This is a genomic window from Winogradskyella sp., from assembly GCF_028282165.1.
Classification (GTDB): Bacteria; Bacteroidota; Bacteroidia; order Flavobacteriales; family Flavobacteriaceae; genus Winogradskyella.
In genome coordinates this window covers 27,848-54,571 of record NZ_JANQIM010000012.1, presented here as the reverse complement: position 1 = coordinate 54,571, position 26,724 = coordinate 27,848, and the positions used below count along the sequence as shown (strand labels likewise).

The window sequence follows — 26,724 nt, the reverse complement described above, 5'->3', positions numbered from 1 at the left end:
GCCTTATTTAGTCAATTGAAGCTCGTACATTTTATCTGCTATTTTTCTGTCATTAGACAATCTTGGGATTTTATTTTGTCCTCCAAGTTTTCCAATAGACTTCATGTAAGCTTGAAAACCTTCTTTTTTAATTCTTGTAATTATTAAAGGTCTTAATACTTTTCCTTCAATTAAATCAAAGTAATAACTGTTTTGTTGTTGAAGGGATTGCTCTAAATCAAGAATAAACTTTGATTCGTCTTCTGGTCCATTTTCAAACTCTATAAGCCATTCATGGTAAGGCAAGCCTTCTTTCGGATTTATTTGAGGAGCAACTGTAAACTCATTAACCGATATGTCAGTGTTTTCAACAGCTTCTTTCAATGCTTGTTCAACTTCTTTTCCTATAACATGTTCTCCGAAAGCCGAAATAAAATGCTTTATACGTCCACTAACAATAAGCCTATATGGTTTAAGTGATGTAAACTCTACGGTATCTCCTATATTATAACCCCAAAGACCAGCTGTAGTAGAAATGATCATAACATAATTAACACCAAGCTTTACATCCTTTATGGAAATGCGCTCTGGATTGTTTTCAAAAAAATGCTCTGCTTCTACAAACTCGTAAAAAATACCTGAATTCAATTGAAGTAACATTCCTTTTTCGTTCTGTTTGTCTTGAAATGCGAAAAATCCTTCGCTTGCCGGATACAATTCTATACTATCCACTCGTCGTCCTATCAAATTTTCAAATTTAGCACGATACGGCTCATAATTAACACCACCAAAAATGAATAGATTAAAATTTTTAAAAATCTCGCCTACTTTCTTTTGTTTCTTTTCAATTAGCTTCTCAAAGTACATTTGTACCCAAGATGGAATGCCAGATATAATGGTCATGTTTTCGTCTACCGTTTCCTCAACAATAGCATTAACCTTTGTTTCCCAATCTTCTATGCAGTTAGTCTCTAAACTAGGCATTCTGTTTTTTTGAAGATATTTAGGTACATAGTGTGCTACGATACCCGATAATCGCCCTAGTTTTATACCGTTCTTTTCCTCTAGAATTGGACTTCCTTGAAGAAAGATCATTTTACCATCAACAAACTTTGAGTTCCCCGTTTCATAAATGTAAAGCAAAATAGCATTTCTTGCCGCTTCGACATGTGTTGGCATACTTTCTTTAGTAATAGGAATATACTTTGCACCAGAAGTAGTACCCGAAGTTTTGGCAAAATAAATGGGCTTGCCTTTCCAGAGTATATCTTCTTCGCCTGCAACAACACGTTCAACATAAGTTCTTAGCGCTTCGTAATCTCTAATTGGCACATACTTTTTAAAGTCTTCATAAGTCTTTATCTGGCTGAAATTATGATCCTTTCCAAAAACTGTGTTTTGAGCTCTTTTTATAAGATTTAGAAAGACACGTTCTTGCGTTTCAATAGGTTTGGATGCCCATTTTTTTACACGTCTAGCTATATATTTAGCGAAAGGTCTTGAAAGTGCTGCTTTAATCGATGGCATTACTGAAAATCGATAAAATTATTCGGATTTACGGGATAGCCTTTGCTCCACAATTCGAAGTGAAGATGTGGCCCTGTACTAAACTCGCCAGTGTTTCCAGACATGGCAATGACTTCTCCAGCCTTGACTAAATCGCCTTGAGACTTGGTAATAGCAGAGTTGTGCTTATATACCGAAATCAATTCTTGGCTATGTTCAATAATAACTACATAACCTGTTTCTATAGTCCATTCGGCAAAAATTACGGTTCCATCTGCAGTAGCTTTAACGGGAGTGTTAGTTGCTACAACCACATCAACAGCAAAGTGCTTGTCTTCAATATTGTAATCTTCGGAAATAGAACCATTGACAGGAGGAAAGAGGACGAAATTGTTTCGGTCTACTGATTCTTCAAACAAATTATACTTATCTTCTTTTTCTACTTTTTCCCTCAATAGCGAATCTTCTCTATTGGTAGAAACCTGTAGAATATTTGGGTCGTTTTTTGCAGCCTCAATAACTGAGTCCCTATTAAAATTAACAGTAGCAACATCGCCAGTTAATACCTTTCTGATTGAAGCGTAATAGCGTTTATTAAATTCTAACTCTTGCACCAGCGAATCTGTTTTATAGTTAAGTAGGGTTGCCTCTTTCTTAAGCTTGGCAGACGAATAGCCAGGAATGTACTCGCGTAAAGGTGTAAATGCAATAATTAATGTGGTTAAAAACACTAAAAAAATTGCAGACAGCGATGTTAATACAAAAACGTTAAGACGTGTCAGTTTAATCGCAAAACGCTCTTCAAACGTATCTTCATTTAATATCACAAGGCGATACTTGTGGAGTAACTTTTTGGTGAATTTCTTTTCCTTTTTTATCTCTTCTGCCATCAAAACAAAATTAGTTAAAATAGTGAAATACCACTATCAATACCTACTAAAGTTAGGTTTACAACGTTATAATTAAAGTATAATTACTAACTTTGTCATCTAAATTAAAAATTATGATTTCTAGTAGTATAGTTTTGGCATTGGGTCCATGGCAAATCGTCTTAATAGTTGTTGCTATTTTGCTACTATTTGGTGGTAAAAAAATTCCTGAATTAATGAGAGGTTTAGGAAGCGGTATCAAAGAATTTAAAGACGCCAGTAAAGAAGACCCTTCGGAAAGTAAGGATAAAGAATAAGAAATTATTAATAATAAAAAAGCCAACTATTTTAAGTTGGCTTTTTTATTATTTAATGGTTATAGATTTAATAATCGATTCGAGCTCAAAAACGTATTCACTTTTTCTAAGGGATGGCGCATACACATAGCCATCTGCTATTAGGTAACGCTTGTTTATTTTATCCTCTATGGCATACATAATAAAAGGACCTCCCATTTTAAACCCTACGGTTTCCCAAAGTCCCCTAACTTCGTAAGTGGGTTTATTATCAATAATTGTATTAAACATTGAGGGTGCATAAGCATCTTCAATCACCATATATATCCCGTCTTCACCTGGGATTTGTGTTTTAGTGATCCTATTACGTATTTTCATTATATCAACAATTGTACTATCTCCTTTTGAAATACTATCAAGTGGAACTTCATAGACCATAAGCTCTATGGTCTTGGAATTACTCAAGTTTTTTCTAATCCAGAAAAAATCATCAGTAGACCTACTGATTCTATATGCAGAAGGGATATTAACGGTAAAACCTAATTGGTTTTCCATTTGCTCGTCCTTGAGCAATGATAAGTTGATACGTCTTTGCTTTTCTTTTACTTCTTCTTTCTTGAAAGCATCAATAATCTTGTCCTTGTTTTCCTTTAATTGGGCAATAATATCTTGATTGGTCTTTCCGCCAACTACAGCTACCGTTTGAGGCTTTGCAAAAGCATTATTTTTAATTTGAGTCGTTGGTTCTAGATTTCCTTTCTCTATTTTCAGAATTATTCTACTTCGTGTTGCAAAACCATCAAAAACTTGGGGAGGAATTTGACGCAGCTTAAACATGGGTTCATCAACAGGAAGTCCATTTAGTGGTGCTGCAAAAATATTTCTAATGCTTTCACCTACACCGCCATCCCAAATTGAATTATCCACAACCACCGAAATACTATTTAAATTACCATTTGACGCTGGAAGATAAGTAGTTTTATCGCCATCTTTTTTATTATTACATGCCATTAATAGCACACAGAACAATATTGTATATAACGTTCTCATAAGTTTAAATTTTGTTGGTTTATTACTCAGACACGATAAGTGTCATTCCTATTTTGAGTTTGTTACCACTAATATCGTTCCAATCTTTAAGATTTTGAACAGAAACTCCAGAAAATTTTTGTGCAATACTCCATAGGGAATCGCCAGATTTTACTTTATAGGTCTTTTTTTCCTTTGTACTCACAGGTTTTTTAGCAGTTTTGGATGGTGATGGCATTACGGGGTTTCTAGGGTAAATGGTTAAGCGTTGCCCTATTCTTAAGTTATTACTTCTAAGACCATTCCAGCGTTTTATTTGGCTTACTCTAACGCCATATCGTCTCGCAATTTTACCCAAATAGTCACCACTTCTAACCCTGTATCTTACCTGTGTGTCTGTATTAAAAAGTTGGGGCAGTGGTTTTTCGCGCTTATCGAATTCAGCCTTCGCAAAGGCATAAATCTTATCTTCATTAGTTGTAAAAATGCCTACAGCTTCTCTTGGTAGTCGTAATGCGTAAGTTTTGCCTTCAATTTTTGGGATGATATCTAATTTATAAGACGGGTTTAGAAACTGCAGTTCTTCAATATTAATACCAGTGGTTTCGGCAACCTGATCTAAAGTAATCATCTGCTTTACATGTACCGTATCCGTTTGAATGTACTGAAAAGGTGGTCGTTCTGGTTTAAAGCCATGTTCTTTTGCATATTCAAAAATATACATCGTGGCTAAAAATGCCGGAACATACCCAGCCGTTTCTCTAGGTAAAAATGGACGTATGTTCCAGTAGTTCTGATAACCTCCTGAGCGTCTAATGGCTTTGTTGACATTTCCTGGTCCCGAGTTATAGGCGGCCAAAGCTAAATCCCAATCTCCGAATATCTTATATAATTTAGACAGGTATTGAGCTGCTGCAGTGGTAGATCTTATTGGGTCGCTTCGCTCATCTACATAACTACTTACATCTAAATTGTGCTCCTTCCCAGTGATAAACATAAATTGCCATAAACCTGTGGCTCCAACTCTAGATCTAGCTTTTGGTTTAAGTGCAGACTCCACAATTGATAAATACTTCATCTCTAAGGGAATATTGTAATTATCAAACTCTTGCTCAAACATAGGGAAGTAAAAATGGCTAAGTCCCATTAAACGCTCTAAGGATTTACGTCTGTGTTTTAAGTAACGTTTTATTACGCTTTCTAGAGACGGATTATATTCAACGTTAAATGGAGTTTTGGCATTTAAGCGTTGTAATCTTGCTTTCAGTGTATCTGTAGAAAGCTCAGGATAGTCAATAGGCTCATACGTTAACTCGGTAACCGACTTATAAATTGTATCAAACAATGAATTGCTATACAGTTCCTCTAGCCACTTTTGTTCCAGTTCGGCAGCTTCAGGTAAGTCCTGTAGATTTTTAATCCCAAGCGAATCTATTTCTGCTGGAATCGTTTTTCCGTTATGCATTGACTTACCATCAATTAGGGAATCGCCAAGCTTATTCGATGTAATGACTGAGTCTGTTTTGATTTGTGAAAAACCAATACTTGTAATCACTATGCAACAGATCGATATAATAAATTTAATACGCATCAATGATTCATTAGGTCCTATAATGCCTAACGTTTCTAAATCTAAAAATAGTATTTTTATTAGGTTTTACTCTAAAATAGCTGCAATACCAGGCAAGGTCTTTCCTTCTAAGCTTTCTAGCATGGCACCACCACCTGTACTTACGTAGCTAACTTTAGTTTCAAACCCAAATTGTTTTACCGCTGCTACAGAATCGCCACCGCCAACAAGAGAAAATGCTCCGTTTTTTGTCGAATTAGCTATAGAGTGACCAAGCGCAATTGTACCTTCTGCAAAACTTTCCATTTCAAAGACCCCTAGTGGTCCATTCCAAAGGATGGTTTTAGAGTTATTGACTACCGTATCAAAATGTTCTAATGATTTAGGTCCCGCATCTAATCCTTGCCAACCATCAGGAATATGATTTACATCCACAACTTGTGTATTGGCGTCATTGCTAAAAGCATCGGCAGCAACCACATCAACAGGTAAATGAATTTTTACGCCTTTGGCTTCGGCTTGTTTTAAAATGTCTAAAGCTAACTCCATTTTATCATCTTCACAGATCGAATCTCCTATACTGCCACCTTGTGCTTTAATAAAGGTAAAAGTCATTCCACCCCCAATAATTAAATGGTCAACCTTACCTAAGATATTTTCTATAACTGTAATTTTTGAGGATACCTTGGCACCTCCTAGTACCGCTAAAACTGGTTTTTCACTATTGTTCAATACCTTATCAATACTCTCGATCTCTTTAGCTAATAAATGACCAAAACACTTAGCTTCAGGGAAAAATTGTGCTACAATTGTTGTAGAAGCGTGTGCCCTGTGTGCTGTACCAAAGGCATCGTTGACATAAATATCGCCTAATCTTGATAATTGTTCAGCAAAATCCTTATCGCCTTTTTTCTCTTCCTCATGAAAACGCAAATTCTCTAACAATAAGATTTCGCCAGATTGCAATGCGTTGGCTTTTTCTTCAGCTTCTGTGCCAACACAATCATTTGCAAATTTTACTTCAACACCTAGTACATCTTCAATCTTTGAGATAATATGTCTTAATGAAAATTCGTCCTGAACGCCTTTTGGACGTCCCAGGTGCGACATTAAAACGCAGCTACCACCATCTTCTAATACCTTAATAATGGTTGGTTTTGCCGATACTATTCTTGTGGCATCAGTAACTTCGAAATTGTCATTTAATGGTACATTAAAATCTACTCGGATTAATGCTCTTTTATCTTTAAAATTAAAATCGTTTAGTGTTTTCATTTTTTGAAATTTGAGTCACAAATATAAGCCCATAATGGGCATCTAGCAAATAGAAACTTTATGTGAATATTAAATTCTTAACTTAGTTTTAATCTGTAGTAATAAAGTTTTGTAGCGGTAAAATATTGCATAGTTTTGTGTTATGCTATTCTCAGAGATTTTAGGTCAGAAACATATAAAAAATCACCTTACCAAAAGTGTTGATTCTGGAAGAATTGCACACGCGCAACTTTTTGTTGGCCCAGAAGGATCAGGAACTTTACCCATGGCCTTGGCTTATGCCCAATATATTCTTTGTGGTAATAGTAATGGTGAAAATACTGGTGGCAATGACACCTGCAACATAAAATTTAAGAATTTCTCTCATCCAGATTTACATTTTGCTTTTCCTGTAACTACCAGTGACAAAGTTAAAAGCAAACCTGTTTCCAATTTCTATTTAGAAGAATGGCGGCAACTTTTAGAACAGCAGCCTTATGGCAACCTGTTTGATTGGTACAAGCTTCTCGGAGTTGATAACAAACAAGGTCAAATCGGTGTGGATGAAGCATTGGAAATTGTAAAGTCTTTATCTCTTAAATCCTATGAAGGTGGTTATAAGGTAATGCTTATATGGATGGCTGAGAAATTGAATACAGCTGCTGCCAATAAGCTCTTAAAGCTCATTGAAGAACCTCCCGAAAAAACAATTTTTATTTTAATAGCCGAAGACGAAGAGCAAATAATTAGTACCATTCGCTCCCGTTGCCAGATTTTGCATTTTCCGCCTTTGGCCGAAGAGGCCATTTCTAAAGCCTTGGTTAAGAATTACCATATTGAAAAGGCGGTGGCTACAAAAATTGCCCACCAATCTAACGGAAACTATAATAAGGCTTGTGATCTTATATTTCAGGATAGTGAGGATATTCAATTTGAAAAATGGTTCATTCTTTGGGTAAGGTCTGCATTTAAAGCTAAAGGCAATAAAAGTGCTATACACGATTTAATCTCTTGGTCCGAAGAAATTGCTAAAACTGGTCGTGAAACCCAAAAGAAATTTTTAAGCTTTTGCCTCAACTATTTTAGGCAAGCTTTGCTTCTTAATTATAAAGCTAATGGTTTGGTTTACCTAGAGCCTAAATCAGAGGATTTTAAGCTCGAAAAATTTGCACCCTTTGTTCATGGTTCTAATATTTTAGATATTTCCAATGAGCTTCAAGATGCTATTTACCATATTGAACGCAATGGGAATTCTAAGATTATTCTTACAGATCTATCGATTAAGTTAACAAGGCTATTACACAAAAAAAGCCAAGCATAAGCTTGGCTTTATTCAATATTTTAATTAAAATTTATTCTGCTGAGGTTTCTTCTTTTTCAGAACTTTTATCTTCTTTTGAGCTTTCTTCATTTCCCTTTTTACCGTATGCTGCATTTATGGCTTTGGTTACGGCTTCGGTAATATCCTTTGTTTCTTCACCATACAACACACTCCCCGCCTGATTCTTACCAAGGATGAACGTATAACCATTCTTTTTTCCATAGTCAGCAACAAAGTCGTTAACTTTTGAAATCACGGAATCCATTTCTGTGTTAAACTCCTGCTGCATGATCTGCTGTTCATATTGAAACTGTTGCTGTAGAACTTGCTGTTTTTGACCCAGCTCTTGGTACTTTTCTTGCTGCTTTTTTTGCGATAAATTTTGAGCGGCCATCTGAAATGCCTGAGCTTCTATCTGAAACGCTTTACCAATACTATCTATCCTTTTCTTAAAATCATCATCCTTGATTTTAAACTGTTCTTCAATATCAATTTTCATTTGATAGTCGTTGATAACTTTACCATTATCAATAAACGCAATTTTTTGTTGCTCTTGGCAAGCTGTAAATACAATTAAAACAAGTAATGCAACTATTAATTTTTTCATGATTGTTTTCTAATTAAATTTTTGCAAATGTATAAAAGTTCGATTGTGATTTTCATAAAATCTTATCTATTTAAAAAATCTATGAAATAATTTTTGATTATAATAAAAATTTATAGAAAATGAGATGAAATAAAGCTGTTTAAGCGTCTTTCTTTTTTTCTGCTTGTAATTGATTGCACCATAGTAAAAAGAACTAATAGACGTTTTAATATTAGGAATTGTAGTGTTTTAGTATATAAATAAGAGACGAATACTCTTTAGATCGCTTAGCTTTAAGATTTGAGTGCATGCCAATCCAAAATGCTTTAATAGGGTTCATAAAACCAGATTTATATTTTTCTGAAAGCAAGCTCACATAGTAAGCATCAAAACTCAACGGTAATACTTTTTTCAGCTGTATACCTTCTTTAATTAACATTTTTGAAATGGATGTTTTAGAGAAGTGCCATAGATGTCTTGGTACATCATAGGCTGCCCAAAAGTTTTTGTAATGCTTGGCATCATGACTCTTAAAATTTGGAACTGCAATTACTAATGTACCATTGGGTTTTAACAAATGCTTTATTAACTTAATATGCATTTCTAAATTTGGCAAATGTTCAAGCACATGCCAAAGTGTAATGACGTCAAAACTATTTTCTTCAAATGTTTTTAAGCGCTCTATCTCAAAAACAGCATTATTTGTTTTTGAGTTTGCAATTTGTCGTGCATTTTCATTGGGTTCAATTCCGGTAATTTCCCAACTGTCTTTTAAAGCGGTCTCTAAAAAATCACCGGTTCCACAACCAATATCTAAAAGAGCTTTCTCTTCTGTTTTAAAAGAGTTAATTAACTTTAGCTTCCGCTTTAAAGATATTTTTCTAACGATATGATAAACCTTTTCTAACAGATTTCTTCTACTATCGGTATGTGAAATATAGTCGTCGCTTTTATAATATGCTGATAGATTTTCAGCATTTGGTTGTGGAAACGTTTCTAACATGTCCAATTCCTCATTATATAACAAGTGGAAGTTTTCACCAGAAACGGAATAGTCTTTAACGGTTAGATATATTGCTCTGTTATTTTTCAAAAACTAAGATTAATAAAAGTCATATTTCGGGGTGAAGATACTTGACCATTGATTCATCTAATGCAAATTTCAAACATTCTTTATGGCCAAAAAAACCTTGTTCTTCTTTAGAGATATGATTGGGCTTTATAGATAAAGCAACTGCTGTCTCAATTGTAACAGAATCTCCACAAAAACAACAAATCGCCTTTTCTTTCATTGTATAATTAATTCTTTCTTAAAGACGTTCCACGTGGAACATTTTGTTTTATCTTCCTAAATACACTAACAAAACCGAAATATCGTTAGGTGATACTCCGCTAATTCTAGATGCTTGTGAAATCGTTACAGGTTGAATTTCGGTTAACTTTTGCCTCGCTTCCATGCTCATAGATTTTAGCTTGGAGTAATCAAAATTAGAAGGGATCTTTACATTTTCGAGACGGTTTAGTTTATCGGCATTGTTCTTTTCCTTCTCAATATAGCCAGCATATTTAACCTGTATTTCGGTTTGCTCAATGACTTCTGTGTCCAAATCATTGTCTAGAATATAGCTATCTACAGAAGCCACTTTTCGCATATCTTCAATAGTGATGTTTGGCCTTGCGTAAAGCTTAAACATTTTATCTTGCTGCTTTACTATTGCTGAATTCTTAGATTCCAATATCGGATTAATCTCTTCTGGCTTTACACTAGTGTCTTTAAAAAATTGAACAAAGGCATTAGATTTTGATTGCTTTTCTTCCATACGCCTTAGGCGTTTTTCAGAAGCTAATCCCAATTTGTGCCCTTTTGGCGTCAACCTAAAATCAGCATTATCTTGACGCAATAATGTTCTATACTCAGCTCTTGACGTAAACATGCGATAAGGCTCTTCGGTGCCCTTAGTGATAAGATCATCAATTAAAACACCTATATAGGCTTCGTCTCTTTTTAATGTAAACGGATCTTGTTCCTGCACTTTTAAGCTAGCATTAATCCCTGCCATTAAACCTTGCGATGCCGCTTCTTCATAACCAGTGGTACCATTGATCTGACCAGCAAAGAAGAGACCATCGACCAACTTTGTTTCGAGTGTATGCTTTAATTGTGTAGGTGGAAAATAGTCGTATTCTATAGCATAACCTGGGCGGAAGAATTTAACATTTTCAAACCCTTTAACCGAGCGGAGTGCCTTGTACTGAACATCTTCTGGCAAGGATGTAGAAAATCCATTGACATATACCTCAACCGTATTCCACCCTTCAGGCTCAACAAACAATTGATGCCTGTCCTTATCTGCGAAACGATTAATTTTATCTTCTATAGATGGGCAATACCTTGGACCAACACTTTTAATTCTTCCATTAAACATAGGTGAACGGTCAAAACCTTCACGAAGTAAATCATGAACCTCAGGGCTGGTATATGTCATATGGCAAGACCGTTGTTCTTTTAAAGGTTGCGTAATATCTAAATAGGAGAATTTCTCAGGATTTTCATCTCCTGGCTGTTCTATCATAACCGAATAATCCAAAGATCTGCCATCGACTCTAGGTGGTGTTCCTGTTTTCATACGCCCTGAATCAAAACCAATGGCAATGAGTTCTTCAGTAATTCCGGTAGCGGCACGTTCTCCAGCTCTACCTCCACCAAAATTTTTATCACCTATATGGATTAGACCATTCAAAAAAGTACCATTGGTTAATACCACAGTTTTTGCCCTTACTTCTATTCCAAGGGATGTTTTAACACCTACGATTTTATCGTTTTCAATCAATAGGCCCGAAACCATTTCCTGGTAAAAATCCAGATTGGGTGTATTCTCTAAAAGTAATCTCCAATCCTCGGCAAAACGCATTCTGTCGGATTGTACCCTGGGACTCCACATGGCTGGCCCTTTAGACTTATTCAACATCTTAAATTGAATAGACGATGTGTCTGACACAATACCACTATATCCTCCCAACGCATCAATCTCTCTTACAATTTGTCCTTTTGCAATTCCACCCATGGCAGGATTGCAAGACATCTGGGCTATGTTCTGAAGGTTCATTGTAATTAACAATGTCTTGCTTCCCATGTTGGCAGCAGCAGCAGCAGCCTCACTTCCTGCATGGCCAGCACCAACGACAATAACATCATAAACATCGTTAAACATAAGTCAACTATTTTGTTCCACGTGGAACATTCATACAATCTAAATTTTCGGTTTGCAAATATACGCTGAATTAGCGTTATTAGCTAACGCTGATGCAAGTAGAAATCTTCCTTATTTCGCATTAGCATAGCGTCATCATCAGACTTATCCTTGTAACCACAAAAGTGTAAAATACCATGAACAATAACTCTGGCCAATTCATCTTCAAATTCTACTTGGTACTCAGAGGCATTTTCCCTCACACGATCTACAGAAATGAATATATCACCATGTAGCTCTTTTCCTACCGAATAATCAAAGCTAATGATATCCGTATATGTATCATGGTTAAGAAATTCAACGTTAATTCTATGAAGATATTCATCAGAACAGAAGATATAATTGATGTCTCCTTCCACACTGTTTTCTTCAACAATTACATCTGAAATCCATGAAGAGATGTTTTCAGGTTTATCTAATTCAAAATTGGTTTCGTAATTAAAACTAATCATCCAATTTCTTTTCAATTATTTTAAAAGAATTCGTTTTCTTATTGTATGCAATGTATCTGAATACTTTGTCTGTAAACACTGTGGAACTATGCTTTAGCTTTTATTCTCATCTAACTCATCGACATACTTCTTTTTGTCTATGTCCTTATGGACCGTTTCTAGACCTTCTGTGCTTATTAGGTTTCCACTATTGTCTAATCCGATTTCAAAATGCGTTTGTTCTTCTTTGTACCAATATATATCTTCAATAGGGTTTGGACCAAAACCTGAAGCTCTCATATGCATTTGCTGTTGTTGATGCCACATCATTTGCTGCATCATCCAATGATGATGCCACCACCAATTATAACGGTATTTGTATGTGTTTTTATTAACATAATCGAAGCGCAACTTGATATTACCATTATTAGCCTTATTAGTAGTTAACGTCGGTGCGTTACTATTCTTAGAGGAATTTTTTAGAAAGCCTTCAGACTTGTTTTTGTTAGAAACTAAGCTCTTAAATGAATCTTCTAACATGTCTACTGTTTTATTAGACGCATTACTTAAATCAAACACATCCAATTTCGCTTCGTCCTTATTAAGTCTTAGTTGGTAAAGTTTATCTTCTGAAAAATAAGACGTGCTCTTTTTTATTTTGCCACTTACTGACTCACTTTTTAACTCTTTTGCCACAACTGTTAGATCATTTCCATTTTCCATTGGAATTTGAATCATATTGGTAAGCCCTTCTTTGGTATCTTCTTGGGTAATTGTCAACGTATTTTCTTCAAAATAGGCCCTAAAATCATTTATAGAACCATTGGCTACGAATTCGTTGTTATTAATAGCATCAATGCTATTGTTAGAAAGTGTTTTAAAAAACTCGAGAGCAGATTCGTCTGGCTTAACGTTAATTGTCTTTGTAGATATCGCACTAGTGGCGTCAACCAATTTTATGGATTCCTTATCAGCATAAAGCAAAACATTTCTATTCTTTTGTCTTATAATAGCCTTAAAATCGTCTGTTGAAAAACTATCGGATTTTTTGGTTTCACCAGTTTTTAAGTCTAAGTCTAATACTCGAATTTTTTCTGATTTCCCCTCTTTGGATTTCGCAATTAATGAAAGTACATTATCATTATTATGAAACGATAGTACATTAGGTAACTTTGAAAAAGATATAGTTTTTAACTTAATGACTTCACCACTCGAATAATGATATGGTATGATATCATAAGTCTTGGCGTTTAAATTCTTAGCAATAATTAAGTGAAAACTATCTTCACCATCGATATTGCCAGAAAATGTACTTTCGACTTTGTGATTTTTATCTAGTGTGATATCCTCTATAGGATTTTTGGGTAGTACAGGAGCCAAAAAAAGTAAGCCAATAATGAGGCATAACGATTTCATTATGAATAATGTTTAATGTTTATTGGTTAAATATAATGGAATATTTAGGATTAGATATTACTGAGTCTTTTTAAAATACTCTTGAATCTTCTTCTTAAAATGAGCCTGTAAAGGCAAGGCCTGTCGATTTAAAATCTCTGTAGTATTGAAATATTGTCTAGCCGTTGGGATTTGACTTGGGTTGGTACTGTCAAAATTCTTTTTATTAGTTTCAGATTCACGCTTAGTATCCTGACCTTGCATAAAGGTAGCATTCTCTAACTTTAACAACTGATGCTGTAAATCCATCATTTTTTGTAGGGTCTGGTTAGTAAATCCATAGTTTAATAAATCTAACTCTATGTCTTCCATTTGCTTAATCAACTGTCCGGCAGACTCAATCTTACCCTCTTTAGCTAATCGATCTTCTAGGGCTTGGCGTAATTGTTGTTGGCGTTGGTAAATCTTATATAGCTCGGCATTTTGTTCTTCATTTCCTCCCTCACCATAACCATCATTTTGCTCTTCATTACCTTCAGTGCCATTTCTGCCATCTTTACCTTTGTTACCAGATTTACCGTCTTTGCCTTCACCTTTTTTATTCCCTTCTCCATCTTGTCCGTTCTGTCCACTTTGGCCTTGTTGATTCCCATTTTCCCCTTGCTGTCCTTCTTGACCTTGTTGTCCCTCTTCGCCTTTCTGTTCTCCTTCGCCTTCCTTACCTTCTTGCCCTTCTTCTCCAGGTTTTTCACCCTTACTTTCCTTGCCCTCTTCGCCTTCTTTGCCTTCCTGATTCTTCTTAACACCTTCTTCCATTTGTTTGTTAAGTTCTTCTTGACTCATTATAATATCTGGCAATTGCTCACCCTGTCCCGATCCAGGTGACGGATTCATGGACATTTCCATATTATCCAAAACATCACTTAAAAAACTTGCCAGTTCATTACTTGCGGTAATGGCATATTGTTGAGAAGCCACGCCCTGATATAATCTATTTTCTGTAAGCTGTCCTAAAGCTTTATCGATATTGAAATAAACTTCTGTTATTTGAGAATTGACGCGTTCAGAGATTTTTGGTTGACGTAAAGACAAAGCAAAAAGGCTATCATCAATATGTTCAAAATGCTCCCTTAGATTACTTTGATCTATAATGTATTTGCCGTATTTGTTGTTATTGATATCTATACTCTCAAAAGTATTCATAAGCTTTTCTTGATCAAATGAGTACAATAATAGATTCTCCAAAATCTGTCGCAGCATATCAACGTCCTCCTGCATCTGGCTACCGCCAGCACCTCCACTACTAAGCATGGACATTATCTTCTTGCTCATTTCTTTCATCTTCTTAGCAGCCTTATTCTGTTTTTCTTGTGCCTTTTGCTGTTGTTCTTTAGCCTCTTGAGGTTTATTCTCTTCTTCGTCTTGTTCTTTTTTTTCTAAAGCTTCAGTGGCTTCCTTTTGATCATACTTTATCCCGTCTTTGAGAAACTCATCAACTGGAACATTCATGGGCTTTTGAAGACGTCGATCCTCCTTCTTTAAATCTTCAATGTCCTTTTGTATGTCTTCGAATTCTTTATTTAGTTTTTCTTGTTTCTCTTTGGTGTTCTCTTTGTCTTTCTTAGATAGTTCTTCTTGTTTTTTGGATAAGTCTTCTAATTGATTGGCGATTTTCTCGGCTTTTTTCATCACATAGAAGCGCTTTGTCAACTCTAGGAGTTGTTTCATACTGCGCTTCTTGTTTTTATTTTGCTTCGCTAATTCTTCTAACTTTTGAGTAAACTCCTCTTTATTGATCTTATCTTTTAACTCTTCGAGTTCTTCCAATAATTTTTCATCTTGTTTTAGCTGCTCTTCATTTTCTTTAAGCCGTTCTTTGAGGTCTTCTTTAAACTGATCCTCTTTCTTTTCATCTTGAAATTCTTCCAAATTATCCTGAAGCTTTTTGTTGAAGTTCTTCATCAATTGCTCTTGCTGTTTTTGCCGTTTAAGAAAATCTTCAAATTTCTTTTTGTCATTAAAATTAAGCTCGGGCTTTTCCTTTTGTGTTTTAGAGAATTCTTCAAGCTTTTTATCCTGTTCTTGTAATTTTTCAAACGTCTTCCCGATATCCTTAATCGTCTGGTTTTGCTCTTGAAGTTGCTTTTGTTCTTCCTCCTCCTTTGTTAACTTCCTGTAGCTAAACACACTGCTCTTAGTGCGCTTGTAATTATGCAAAACATCATTATCAAAAACCTCAAAGTACAATTGATAACTCACACCTTCTTCAAGATTAAACTGATCTGGAAAAGCGCTTACAAACTCAGCAAAATTAGATTTTGAAATCGCAATAGGTACAGCAACGCTATTTGATTCGTCTTCTGTCGGATAGTAAACCAAGTTCAATTTTGTTAATCCAAAATCATCACTGGCTTGCCCATAAAAATAAAGACTTTGTTGGTCGAGCGTATCTTTTTGAACCTTGATATCTAACTCTGGACTCAAATCCCTCACCACACTTATACTGTACACAAGGTTTTCATAGTCCTTGAGGTCATCATTACTCGTAGAAATACTATAATTATAATTTCTAAACAATCGTTTTGTGGCTTCGAACTCGCCTTCCTTATTTTGAGCAAAGTTCAAGGTATCATTGGCATAAATATTGACTTCGTTTGTTGCTTTGGTCAACGCTTTCCAAGTTACTTTGGTTCCTTCAGGAATTACTGCAGAGCCTGTACTTTTTAATATTTCGTCTTGCTTTTTAGTATAAGACGGATAATCTAAAATCATCTCAAAATTCACCAAGTTTGGTGTATTTAACACCTGCAGTTGATATGCTTTTGAGTTAACATCATTAGCCAAAAGCACAAAGTCTATGCTCTCTTTTGGTAGACTGAAAGTATACTGAAATTGCCCAGGTGATATCTGCTGTAGATAATAGGATTGTCCATTAAATTGAATCTGAGCACTCTCCGGAATCACATCACCTACTGTAGATATTTTCAATTTAAAGTCCTTACCTTCAATAGCCTGAAGCGACTCGTTAAGCACATAAAACTGAAACGGTGCTGGAGGTTCGTATGCCGTTTGGTAGTTAACGACACGCTCGTAGCTATCACTAAACCAATTAATTTTTCCAGTAACTAGCGACAAGAGTATAATAGCCACAGGAATTGCTGCATACTTTAAATACTTGGTGTTAGACTTAAAACTAATGGCAGATTTAAAGGGTATTGGCTTTAGTTCTTGTGACTTCTGCTCAATACTGGCTAGCAATAAATCGGATTGTCTAGGATTTTGGTCTAGTTGTAATATGTTGAGCAACTTATCATTAACCTCTGGGAAATGGTTTCCTATTAATCGAGATGCCGTTTCGTAATTAATGCCTTGGCGTAAATTGAACAAGTGTGCTAATGGAATGGCTATAAACTTTATGAATAAGCCTGTTTCAACAGCAATAAACATCCAAAATAAAATAGTTCTCGCTGTTGGGTTGAGCCACAACATATATTCAATAAACAATGTTACAATAAAGTATAGTAATCCAGTGGCAAAAAATAATATAGCACCTTTAAGTAATTCATTAGTGTAATACTTCTTAATGAACTGGTGCAGCTTATCTTTTATGGCTTCAAAATTGCTCATGGTTTTATTCTAACCAACTAATCTACAATTTTATTTTAATTGGTATTTCCTTAATTTTGGTAAGATTCTGTTAATTTAGAGACTTTAACTGTTAAATAAGCCCTTAAAACATGAAAGATCTTAAATATCTAGCGGCTTTTTCTATTCCCCTTGTAGCTATATTAGGCCTTATATTAAGGAATTATTGGGTTTGGGCAACACCGATATTTGCTTTTGTCTGTATCCCTATTTTGGAGCTTATTTTCCCTGTGGATACTAAAAATCTCAATACTGCTGAAGTAGACAGTAAATTAAAACGTAAGCTCTTTGATTGGCTATTATATCTAAATTTACCCATTGTTTTTGGATTGGTTTTTTACGCTTTATTTATTGTTTCAAATGAAACCTTGGCAACCTACGAATTTGTAGGACTCATCTTCTCTATCGGTATTGTTTTGGGTGTCAACGGGATTAATGTTGGGCATGAATTGGGGCACAGACAAACCACAAACGAACGCTTTATTGGCAAGGCCTTGTTTCTGCCATCGTTCTACATGCATTTTTATATTGAACATAATTTTGGGCATCATTTGCATGCCGCTACACCTGAAGATCCTGCCACGGCCAGATATAATCAATCGGTTTACTCGTTTTGGTTCACCTCTACCATTCGACAATATTTTAGTGCTTGGCGCATTCAAAAAAAACTACTGAAAAATAACAATCAATCATTTTTCTCTATAAAAAATGATATGCTATGGTACACTTTTTTTCAGTTGACTTATCTGGTACTGGTAGGATTATTGTTTGGTACTGCGGCATTGGTCTTTGCTTTTTTTGCTGGTGTGGTTGGGTTTATACTTCTTGAAACCGTCAATTATATTGAGCATTATGGGCTATTGCGTTTAAAAACCAAGTCTGGCCGTTATGAGCGTGTTAAAGAAATGCATTCCTGGAATTCTAATCATGTCATAGGGCGTATTGTTTTGTATGAACTCACGAGACACAGTGACCATCATTACAAATCGTCTAAAAAATACCAAATCTTGGATTGTCACGATGAAAGCCCACAAATGCCTTTCGGCTACCCAACCTCCATGGTTTTGGCCATGGTACCACCACTTTGGTTTAAGATTATGAACAAACGGGTGCCCAGAGAGATGGTTGTTTCTTAGAAACAAAAGACAAGACCGCTTCACTTTTAGACGCAAGACTTTCTTATAAGTATCTTGATTCTTGGCTCTTGAGTCTTGTATCTTGTAAGTTATCAAACTATCTTTGCTTTCTAAAATTTAGGCTTCGACTACGCTCAGCCTGACAATCTAACAAAACATGAGTCAAAACGTACGTGTGCGCTTTGCGCCCAGTCCAACAGGACCTTTACATATTGGTGGTGTAAGAACCGCTTTATTCAATTATCTATTCGCTAAAAAGCATGGTGGTGATTTTGTGTTAAGGATTGAAGACACCGATCAAAATCGTTATGTAGAAGGTGCAGAAGATTATATTGTTGAAGCCCTTAATTGGTGTGGCATTCCTTTTGATGAAGGACCTAATTCAACCACACTCAGTATAGGCTCAAAAGATGAAAAGTTTGGACCATACCGACAAAGTGAGCGTAAACATTTATATAAGCAATATGCCGACCAACTGATAGCCGAAGACAAAGCCTATTATGCCTTTGATACATCTGAGCAACTCGATGCGCATAGAAAAGATCATGAGGCTAAAGGCAAAACCTTTATCTATAACTGGCATAATCGTGAAAAAGGACGTTTAGTGAATTCTTTAGTACTTTCTAAAGAAGATACTAAAGCTAAAATTGATGCTGGTGAAGACTTTGTGATACGCTTTAAATCACCACAAGATGAAACTTTACATCTAAAAGATATTATACGTGGTGATATTTCTATTGATACCAATGTACTCGATGATAAAATCTTATTTAAAAGCGATGGGATGCCCACTTACCATTTAGCTAATATTGTAGATGATCATTTAATGCAGATTTCGCATGTAATCCGTGGTGAAGAATGGCTGCCATCTTTGGCTTTGCATCAGTTGTTGTATGATGCATTTGGCTGGGAAGCACCTCAATTTGCTCATTTGCCATTAATACTTAAACCTACAGGAAAAGGGAAATTAAGTAAGCGTGATGGTGATAAATTAGGGTTTCCAGTATTTCCATTAGCTTGGACAGACCCGAAGACCAATGAAACCTCAAGAGGCTATAAGGAAGATGGGTATTTCCCTGAAGCTGTGGTAAACTTTTTAGCCTTTTTAGGTTGGAATCCTGGTACTGAGCAGGAAATTTTCAGCTTAGAGCAATTGGTCAATGAATTCGATTTAGAACGCGTTAACAAAGCCGGAGCGCGTTTCGATCCTGATAAAACCAAATGGTTTAATCATCACTACATGCAGCAACAGTTAGACTTGGATTTGGCCGAACAATTCAAACTAATTATAGATAATAAATTAGATGAGATTTCTCGTTCCACTCAAAATGACATTGATGTTAATTACATTGCTTTAGTTATTCGCTTAATTAAAGAACGTGCCACTTTTATCCATGAGTTTTGGGGCTTAAGCCATTTCTTTTTCGTGGCGCCAGAAACTTACGATGAAAAAGCATCTAAAAAAGCTATTAAAGAAGGTACGGTTGAGCTGATGCAAAAAGTGATAGAAATTGTCTCTGTGACCAGAGAATTTACGGTTCAAAATCTTCAATCAAAACTAAAAGGATGGATTACTGAAAACAATATCGGTTTTGGAAAAGTGATGATGCCTTTACGTTTAGCCTTAGTAGGCGCGCTACAAGGTCCTGATGTCTTTGAAATTATGTTTATGATAGGTAAAAACGAAACCGTAAAACGTATCGATGCTTTGGTGAAAAGTATCTAGAACGTAATTAAAGCCGCAAAGGTTAGCATACTCTGATTGCCTTTTAAGTTTTCGCTAGTAAGGTTTTTGTCGTTGAACTTGTTCAATATATTGGTAAAACCATAGATATATTGTACGCGCAACTTAATAAATTGAAAGCCTAAAGTCGCTCCTATGGCACCATTGACATTAAATTGGGAAATATCTTCCAATTCAATTGCTTCAAATCTGCTGTTGCTAACGCTAACGAATAGATTCTCTTGGTTGTCGTCTTGCAACTCCATCTTACCGTTGTATTGTAACATAGGACCTAAGTCAATAGTCAATAAGTTTTTAATCACTTTGGCATGCAGCAGCATAGAGAGTTGTGCGGCAAAGATTTTGTATTCGAGCTGTTGATCTGTAAATGCAACACCATCATTAGAGCTTAACCCTTCAATTTCAATAGTATTCTCAGACAATTGCATCCCAAAACTAATGTTGTACCATTTGTGAGGTATATCGGCTGTCGTAGATGCACTAATTAACCAACCACTGCCTGAGGTGGTATTTAAATTATCCGTTAAAATGTCGTATTGGGTTAATCCACCGCCAAGCGCAAATCCATTCTTTATGGTATAACGCTTATGCTGTGCGTAGCTAAATGTAACGAAGGTTATGCAAAAAGCTATTAATATTAGGTAATTGGTTTTTTTCATGAGATTTAAGAGCTAATTGCAACAAACCTAAGTAAAATAATTTAATATTACTTAAATTTAATGTCACGTATTCACTAACCTTTTAAAAAACTTGTTATGGGTCAATTTGTTTTAATTCCGATTATATTTTTTAGTCTAATTATTTTGATTTCCGCGTTCTTTATTGTGAAACAGCAAACTGCTGCTGTGATAGAGCGCTTTGGTAAATTCCAAAGTATTCGACACTCTGGCTTACAGATAAAAATCCCATTGGTAGATCGTATAGCTGGAAAATTAAGCCTTAAAATTCAACAGCTAGATGTATTAATAGAGACTAAGACTTTAGATGATGTATTTGTAAAACTAAAAGTTTCCGTACAGTATAAAGTGATAAGAGATAAGGTGTATGACGCTTTCTATAAGTTAGAATATCCACACGATCAGATTACATCATTCGTCTTTGATGTAGTACGTGCCGAAGTCCCAAAAATGAAACTTGATGATGTCTTTGTAAAAAAAGATGATATCGCCATTGCTGTAAAGCGTGAATTACAAGAATACATGCTAGAATATGGTTACGACATTATTAAAACCCTAGTTACAGATATTGATCCCGATGCACAGGTGAAGGCTGCAATGAACCGAATTAATGCGTCTGAACGTGAAAAAATTGCTGCACAATTTGAAGGTGATGCAGCTCGTATCCTTATCGTTGAAAAAGCGAAAGCCGAAGCTGAAAGCAAGCGTTTGCAAGGGCAAGGTATTGCCGACCAACGTCGTGAAATTGCGCGTGGATTAGAAGAGTCGGTTGAAGTATTGAATAAAGTCGGCATCAACTCCCAGGAAGCTTCAGCCCTTATCGTTGTGACGCAACACTACGATACCTTACAATCTATAGGGCAAGAGACAAATAGTAACTTAATATTATTGCCTAACTCTCCACAAGCCGGAAGCAATATGCTTAATGATATGGTGGCGAGTTTCACGGCCAGCAATCAAATTGGTGAAGCCATGAAAAAAGCTAAAAAAGACAGCGAAAGTTTATAATAGATCTTAAAAAGCCTTGGAAAATCAAGGCTTTTTTAATTTATTTCCATCCGCAAAGAATAGCTCCCATAATTGTTAAGGTTACCACCCAATATCCAACATTAATAAGAATATATTTCCAGCTCTTTCGCTCAAAGAGTGCATTTATTCCCAGTACTGGTAATACAAAAAATATAGCACCTATAGCGCCATGAAGTGCACCGTGTCGAAAATTACGATGGGCATTTCCAAATTCGGCCATAAATGCTTTGTAGGTTTCGGCTTCCATATCTGGATATACCATTTGTGACGCTGCAATCTGATGAATAACCATCCCATTCACAGACATAGCTAATAGTACAGATAATACTAGGGTTATGCCAAATATAACGGCTATATTTCCACTTTTCATTTTCTCTTCTGTCATCCCAGAAGCTTTCATCCAAGCGGTTCCTAATACTTTTGGATTATACCAAATAGCTCCGATAACTAAGGGCACAATTGCAGCCACCACAATGGCTAAAAAATTCATTTCCATAATGTAATGTGATTTATAGTTAGTATCACTAAAAGTACAAAAAAACCTCTAAGTCCATAACTTAGAGGTTTAAGTATTAAGCTATTAATATATAATCTGTTCTTAGATTTTCTTCTTTTTTAAACTCGAGTTCGGTTCTTTTTTTTCTTTCTCTTCAGATAGTTGACTAAATGGAAATGACAGGCCAGTACTCGCAAAAGTGGTTCCGAAATTCACATTGGCATTGTAGACCTGACTCACCGCATCTTTAACCTGATGACCTGATAATTCTTTTAAAGGATGAATGAAAACTGACCATAAAATACCATCGGTAACGGCATATTTTACATCCAAAGCCGTATGGAAATTGGCAATCATCGCCGCTTTAATTAAATCATCTGTTAAGGTATTAGAGTCAGTAATTGGGGACATAATGCGCATTCTGTTATGAATGCTATCTGCAATTGAGATCATTTGCACATCTTTGATATAAAATTGCCATGTACCAGATCTACCTTGTATGGAATCGCTAATGGACGTATAAATATCATCAAGCTTTTCGTTGGTCATGCTTTGAGAATACATGGCTAATGAACAAAGTGTAATTAAAATGGCAACAAATGACTTCATGTGTGTTTTGTCGTAAGACTTATCAAAACACAACAAATAAATCACTATAGCTTTGAAATTCATAGTTTTCTAGATGAATGAAATTCTTTTTTGACTGTGTCATTCCGACAGAGCAAAGCGACGAGGAATCTCATAGTGTTGATTTTATAATGGGATTTCTCACTATGTTCGAAATGACAAATACTCTTAAAAGTTTATAGAAACCGAAAGCAACTACAATGAAATTGCAGGATTTTAGCCTTTAGTTAGATAATAAAGATTAGACGAAATGATTAAATAGATTGCGCTTCGGCAACTAACAATTCGTTCTTATCTTCTAAAGCTTTTGCTATAAACGCATCAATAGCTTCATTGCGTTGCAACCCATTTTTAAGCAGTTCTTTTAATGAAATCATTACCGCTATTCGTGTTCCTGCTTTTTTGACAGCAGTTCCAAACAAAGGTTCTAATTCTTCATAAGACACCTCTTGAGCCAGTTGTTGTATCTCAGCTTTTGCTTTGGCTTGTTTTTCCTCTGGCAAATTGGTGTACTTTTTACCTAATTGTTGAATAATACTAATGGCTTTTCTTTGCTGTTGTGGTTTATTATGAGACTTCTCGACTACGCTCGAAGTGACATTCTGTTTTGGCTTACTTCGACTTTGCTCAGCACGGGTCTGTTTCGCCCAACTATCGCGCAATCCAACGGTTTTATTAAACACCAATTTTGCAGACGTCGAATCTTCGTCAACCACAAAATAGCCTAAGCGTTGAAATTGAAACCGCTCACCCACTTTAACTTCAGCTAGACTTGGTTCTAAGTAACCTGTTTTTACTGTTAGGGAATTTGGATTTAGGAACTCTATAAAATCTTTATCCTTATCACTATCTGGCGCTTCATGCATAAACAAGCGATCGTATTCTCTTACTTCGGTAGCAATCGCATGTTTTATAGAAACCCAATGTAGTGTGCCCTTTACTTTCTTAGACGTATCTGTATCGTATGTACAGTGAATTTCCGTAACCCCATCGTTTTCATTCTTAACCACTCTATTGGCTTTAATAATGTAAGCATTCTTTAATCGCACTTCACCACCTAGTTTAAGTCTAAAAAACTTGTTGTCCGCTTCTTCCTTAAAGTCTTCTTTTTCGATATAAATCTCTCTAGAAAATGGTACTTTTCTAAAGCCAGCTGAGGCATCTTCTTGATTGTTTTCGGCTTCAAGCCATTCTTCTTGGTCTTCAGGATAATTGGTAATAACCACTTTTACAGGATCCAAAACGGCCATAACACGATTGGCGGTTTTATTTAAATCTTCGCGAATGCAAAACTCCAACAAGGACACATCTATCACATTTTCGCGCTTTGCCACACCTACTTTTTCAATAAACTGACGAATAGAGTTCGGTGTGTAACCGCGACGTCGCAATCCTGAAATGGTTGGCATACGTGGATCATCCCAGCCACTGACAACTCCGTCTTCAACCAATCTCAATAATTTGCGCTTACTCATTATGGTATAACTTAAATTAAGGCGTGCAAATTCGCGCTGTTTTGGTGGTAATGGAAGTCGGTCTTTATTGTATTCATACACATGGTCCCTAAACCAATTATAGAGTTTTCTGTGTGGCTTAAATTCCAATGAGCATAGTGAATGCGAAATCTGTTCAATATAGTCGCTTTCGCCGTGTGTCCAATCGTACATTGGATAAATGCACCATTGGTCTCCTGTTCTATGATGATGTGCATAAAGGATTCTATACATAATAGGGTCGCGCATCAACATATTTGGATCTTCCATATCTATCTTGGCGCGTAAGACATGGGTTCCGGCAGGAAACTCACCAGCTTTCATACGTTGGAACAAATCCAGATTCTCTTCAATACTTCTATTTCTAAATGGGCTATTGGTTCCTGGTTGTGTTGGTGTCCCTTTTTGCTCTGCCATGGCTTCAGACGATTGACTATCCACATAAGCCTTTCCATCTTTGATCAATCTCACAGCCCAATTGTACAATTCATCAAAATAATCTGAAGAATACAACTCATTGGCCCATTTATAACCTAGCCACGAAATGTCTCGTTTTATAGCATCGACGTACTCTTGTTCTTCCTTGGCTGGATTGGTATCATCAAATCTTAAGTTTACCGGAGCGTTGTATTTTTCACCTAATCCAAAGCTTATCCCAATGGCTTTAGTGTGCCCAATGTGCAAGTAACCATTAGGCTCTGGAGGGAAACGAAAACGTAGCTTTTCCTTTGGTAGTCCATTGGCCAAATCTTCTTCTATAATTTGCTCTATAAAATTGAGAGGGGTGTACTCTGACATTTCAAAAAAATTAAGGTGTAAAATTACATAAATTGTAACATTAATGTGCTATTTGTCATGTATTTGATTTCTTCGCGAATTAACTTCTCGATACAAATTTCTTGCAGAAATTCACTCGAAGTGACACCTGTAGTATTATTTTTGCCCTATGGGAATTATTAAAGTTGAAAATATTAGGGTTTATGCCCATCATGGTTGTTTAAAAGAAGAAACCATTATTGGCAGTGATTATCGTGTAGATGTTACTGTTGAGGCTGATTTATCAAGATCTTCAAAAAGTGATGCGTTAAACGATACTGTCGATTATGTGTTCTTAAATCATGTTGTGAAAGAAGAAATGGCTATACCTTCGAAACTATTGGAAACCGTAGCGCAACGTATTATCGATAGAATTTTTAGTGAAGATCAATTGGTTAATGAGGTTTTTGTTTCTGTGAGTAAAATTAATCCTCCTATTGGTGGTAATGTGGAAATGGTAACCATTGTGCTTTCAGAAAAACGAAAAAACTAAGCCTATATAGGGTAAAACGTATATAATTTATATATTTGCCCTCTCGATAAGGTGTCGTGGCCGAGTGGCTAGGCAGTGGTCTGCAACACCATCTACAGCGGTTCGAATCCGCTCGACACCTCGAAATCATAAAGTCTTTGAGAAATATTCAAAGGCTTTTTTTATTTTAAAATTTTAAGAAAATTTAGATTAAATCAAAGCGGTTCGAATACGCTCGACACCTCTAAAGTGAATACTACCTCTGTCTTTTCAAAGGTTTTTTGATTCTAATTAATTTTAGAAAAGTTTTAGATTAATACATTGCGATTCTAATCCATTCGAAACCTCTAGGAAAGCCTTTAACTTAGGCTTAAAGGCATTTACTTTTAATGCGTATCTTTTATTGGATTCACCTTGTCAATCTGTTCTTTGCCTTTTTCGTACAATTCCGGGAACAATCCTTGAGACAATAGAAGGATTCCGAAGCCTAAAATTACTAAAGCGACAATCTTCTTGGTTTTAAAAATACGTCTGGGCGTTAGTTTATTTTTTAAACGTTTAGCTGCTGCTATCTTAAACAAATCGCACACAAAGTAAGCGGCTAACATTGAGATTATAAAAACCGTTACGCCATTCTTAGATGTAGTAATTGACGTGCCTATGACAATAAAACCCAGCCAACCCAATAGCACGCCAATATTTATAAAATTAAGTAAAAAGCCTTTTGCAAACAGTCTTCCGTAGTCCTTTTTTGGTAGTTCAATTCTGTGATGTTCCCTTACAATAGATCGAAACGATTTAGAGATTTTAATAAATGAAATCAGACCATAGATCACAAGTAAAACACCGCCAAATACTAATAGTTTTGGATCATCCTTTATTTTATCCAACAACGTGTCAGTACTCATAAAAATGAGAAGAATAAAGACGATATCAGCAAGAATAACGCCTAAGTCGAAAACCAAAGCACTAGTAAAGCCTTTGGTAGCACTGGTTTCCAATAACACAAAGAAGACTGGACCAATCGTAAAGGCTAAAATAATTCCGAATGGAATAGCTGTTAAGACATCATCTAACATGTAAACTTGCGGTTTACACAAAA

At 35.7% G+C, this 26,724-nt stretch carries 23 protein-coding genes and 1 tRNA gene; 7 read left to right on the top strand and 17 right to left on the bottom strand.

The genetic code is table 11. The annotated features are described in order from the left end of the window. Nucleotides 1-3: 3 nt before the first annotated feature. Together Q0972_RS05880 and Q0972_RS05875 are read right to left on the bottom strand one after the other, a co-directional pair. Nucleotides 4-1,506, bottom strand: coding sequence for a GH3 auxin-responsive promoter family protein (locus Q0972_RS05880; RefSeq protein WP_299363720.1), 1,503 nt, complete (start codon nt 1,504-1,506; stop codon nt 4-6). Then, complete coding sequence (locus tag Q0972_RS05875; RefSeq protein WP_299363718.1) at nt 1,506-2,375, bottom strand: M23 family metallopeptidase; 870 nt, start codon at nt 2,373-2,375, stop codon at nt 1,506-1,508. Before Q0972_RS05875 ends, Q0972_RS05880 begins: the two co-directional genes overlap by 1 nt. Before the next feature lie 113 nt (nt 2,376-2,488). Here Q0972_RS05875 and Q0972_RS05870 point away from each other — a divergent pair, with 113 nt between their 5' ends. After that, entirely contained in the window at nt 2,489-2,671 is a 183-nt protein-coding gene (locus Q0972_RS05870) for a twin-arginine translocase TatA/TatE family subunit (protein ID WP_299363716.1), read from the top strand. Between the two features lie 48 nt (nt 2,672-2,719). Here Q0972_RS05870 and Q0972_RS05865 read toward each other — a convergent pair whose 3' ends face one another. The 3 genes from Q0972_RS05865 to pgk all read right to left on the bottom strand — a co-directional run bounded on the left by Q0972_RS05865 (nt 2,720) and on the right by pgk (nt 6,524). Further along, nucleotides 2,720-3,700, bottom strand: a complete 981-nt coding sequence (locus Q0972_RS05865; protein ID WP_299363713.1) for a DUF4837 family protein — start codon at nt 3,698-3,700, stop codon at nt 2,720-2,722. A gap of 22 nt (nt 3,701-3,722) precedes the next feature. Beyond that, nucleotides 3,723-5,270: a LysM peptidoglycan-binding domain-containing protein gene (locus Q0972_RS05860; RefSeq protein ID WP_299363710.1), complete on the bottom strand. Its 1,548-nt coding sequence runs from the start codon at nt 5,268-5,270 to the stop codon at nt 3,723-3,725. A 66-nt stretch (nt 5,271-5,336) separates the two neighbouring features. Beyond that, nucleotides 5,337-6,524, bottom strand: coding sequence for a phosphoglycerate kinase (gene pgk, locus Q0972_RS05855; protein ID WP_299363707.1), 1,188 nt, complete (start codon nt 6,522-6,524; stop codon nt 5,337-5,339). A 142-nt stretch (nt 6,525-6,666) separates the two neighbouring features. Here pgk and Q0972_RS05850 point away from each other — a divergent pair, with 142 nt between their 5' ends. Continuing rightward, on the top strand, nt 6,667-7,824 hold the full coding sequence (locus Q0972_RS05850) for a DNA polymerase III subunit delta' (protein WP_299363704.1): 1,158 nt from the start codon (nt 6,667-6,669) through the stop codon (nt 7,822-7,824). Between the two features lie 31 nt (nt 7,825-7,855). Here the strand turns inward: Q0972_RS05850 and Q0972_RS05845 are convergent, their stop codons facing one another. The 7 genes from Q0972_RS05845 to Q0972_RS05815 all read right to left on the bottom strand — a co-directional run bounded on the left by Q0972_RS05845 (nt 7,856) and on the right by Q0972_RS05815 (nt 17,114). Then, nucleotides 7,856-8,431 (bottom strand): OmpH family outer membrane protein, encoded by a 576-nt coding sequence (locus Q0972_RS05845; protein ID WP_299363701.1) that lies wholly within the window; start codon nt 8,429-8,431, stop codon nt 7,856-7,858. Nucleotides 8,432-8,642: 211 nt separating this feature from the next. Beyond that, on the bottom strand, nt 8,643-9,503 hold the full coding sequence (locus tag Q0972_RS05840; RefSeq protein WP_299363699.1) for a class I SAM-dependent methyltransferase: 861 nt from the start codon (nt 9,501-9,503) through the stop codon (nt 8,643-8,645). Between the two features lie 19 nt (nt 9,504-9,522). Further along, the gene (locus tag Q0972_RS05835) at nt 9,523-9,702 is read right to left on the bottom strand and encodes a hypothetical protein (protein ID WP_299363697.1); all 180 of its coding nucleotides are present in this window, start codon (nt 9,700-9,702) and stop codon (nt 9,523-9,525) included. A 48-nt stretch (nt 9,703-9,750) separates the two neighbouring features. Next, nucleotides 9,751-11,622 (bottom strand): tRNA uridine-5-carboxymethylaminomethyl(34) synthesis enzyme MnmG, encoded by a 1,872-nt coding sequence (gene mnmG, locus Q0972_RS05830; RefSeq protein WP_299363694.1) that lies wholly within the window; start codon nt 11,620-11,622, stop codon nt 9,751-9,753. 83 nt (nt 11,623-11,705) lie between these two features. Then, nucleotides 11,706-12,113 carry an rRNA maturation RNase YbeY gene (gene ybeY, locus Q0972_RS05825; RefSeq protein ID WP_299363692.1) on the bottom strand — a complete coding sequence of 136 codons (408 nt, stop codon included), beginning with the start codon at nt 12,111-12,113 and terminating at the stop codon, nt 11,706-11,708. A gap of 93 nt (nt 12,114-12,206) precedes the next feature. Further along, entirely contained in the window at nt 12,207-13,508 is a 1,302-nt protein-coding gene (locus Q0972_RS05820; RefSeq protein WP_299363690.1) for a hypothetical protein, read from the bottom strand. Nucleotides 13,509-13,565: 57 nt separating this feature from the next. Beyond that, nucleotides 13,566-17,114, bottom strand: coding sequence for a DUF4175 family protein (locus tag Q0972_RS05815; protein ID WP_299363688.1), 3,549 nt, complete (start codon nt 17,112-17,114; stop codon nt 13,566-13,568). Nucleotides 17,115-17,224: 110 nt separating this feature from the next. Between Q0972_RS05815 and Q0972_RS05810 the strand changes: the two genes are divergently transcribed. Together Q0972_RS05810 and gltX are read left to right on the top strand one after the other, a co-directional pair. Continuing rightward, nucleotides 17,225-18,268: an alkane 1-monooxygenase gene (locus tag Q0972_RS05810; protein WP_299363684.1), complete on the top strand. Its 1,044-nt coding sequence runs from the start codon at nt 17,225-17,227 to the stop codon at nt 18,266-18,268. A gap of 157 nt (nt 18,269-18,425) precedes the next feature. Continuing rightward, on the top strand, nt 18,426-19,994 hold the full coding sequence (gene gltX, locus Q0972_RS05805) for a glutamate--tRNA ligase (RefSeq protein ID WP_299363683.1): 1,569 nt from the start codon (nt 18,426-18,428) through the stop codon (nt 19,992-19,994). Here gltX and Q0972_RS05800 read toward each other — a convergent pair. Further along, nucleotides 19,991-20,671, bottom strand: a complete 681-nt coding sequence (locus Q0972_RS05800) for a hypothetical protein (RefSeq protein ID WP_299363681.1) — start codon at nt 20,669-20,671, stop codon at nt 19,991-19,993. The genes gltX and Q0972_RS05800 overlap by 4 nt on opposite strands. Before the next feature lie 96 nt (nt 20,672-20,767). On the opposite strand from Q0972_RS05800, the gene Q0972_RS05795 reads away from it, so the two are divergent. Then, nucleotides 20,768-21,697 carry an SPFH domain-containing protein gene (locus tag Q0972_RS05795; protein ID WP_299363680.1) on the top strand — a complete coding sequence of 310 codons (930 nt, stop codon included), beginning with the start codon at nt 20,768-20,770 and terminating at the stop codon, nt 21,695-21,697. Nucleotides 21,698-21,737: 40 nt separating this feature from the next. Here Q0972_RS05795 and Q0972_RS05790 read toward each other — a convergent pair whose 3' ends face one another. The 3 genes from Q0972_RS05790 to Q0972_RS05780 form a co-directional block, all read right to left on the bottom strand. Then, entirely contained in the window at nt 21,738-22,214 is a 477-nt protein-coding gene (locus tag Q0972_RS05790) for a DUF1761 domain-containing protein (protein ID WP_299363679.1), read from the bottom strand. 102 nt (nt 22,215-22,316) lie between these two features. Further along, nucleotides 22,317-22,823: a hypothetical protein gene (locus tag Q0972_RS05785; RefSeq protein WP_299363678.1), complete on the bottom strand. Its 507-nt coding sequence runs from the start codon at nt 22,821-22,823 to the stop codon at nt 22,317-22,319. Nucleotides 22,824-23,095: 272 nt separating this feature from the next. Continuing rightward, entirely contained in the window at nt 23,096-25,132 is a 2,037-nt protein-coding gene (locus Q0972_RS05780; protein ID WP_299363677.1) for a glutamine--tRNA ligase/YqeY domain fusion protein, read from the bottom strand. A gap of 148 nt (nt 25,133-25,280) precedes the next feature. Between Q0972_RS05780 and folB the strand changes: the two genes are divergently transcribed. Together folB and Q0972_RS05770 are read left to right on the top strand one after the other, a co-directional pair. After that, entirely contained in the window at nt 25,281-25,643 is a 363-nt protein-coding gene (folB, locus tag Q0972_RS05775) for a dihydroneopterin aldolase (RefSeq protein WP_299363675.1), read from the top strand. A 50-nt stretch (nt 25,644-25,693) separates the two neighbouring features. Next, nucleotides 25,694-25,764, top strand: a tRNA-Cys gene (locus Q0972_RS05770). 244 nt (nt 25,765-26,008) lie between these two features. Here the strand turns inward: Q0972_RS05770 and Q0972_RS05765 are convergent. Further along, the gene (locus Q0972_RS05765; protein WP_299363674.1) at nt 26,009-26,701 is read right to left on the bottom strand and encodes a LysE family transporter; all 693 of its coding nucleotides are present in this window, start codon (nt 26,699-26,701) and stop codon (nt 26,009-26,011) included. Nucleotides 26,702-26,724 lie beyond the last annotated feature (23 nt).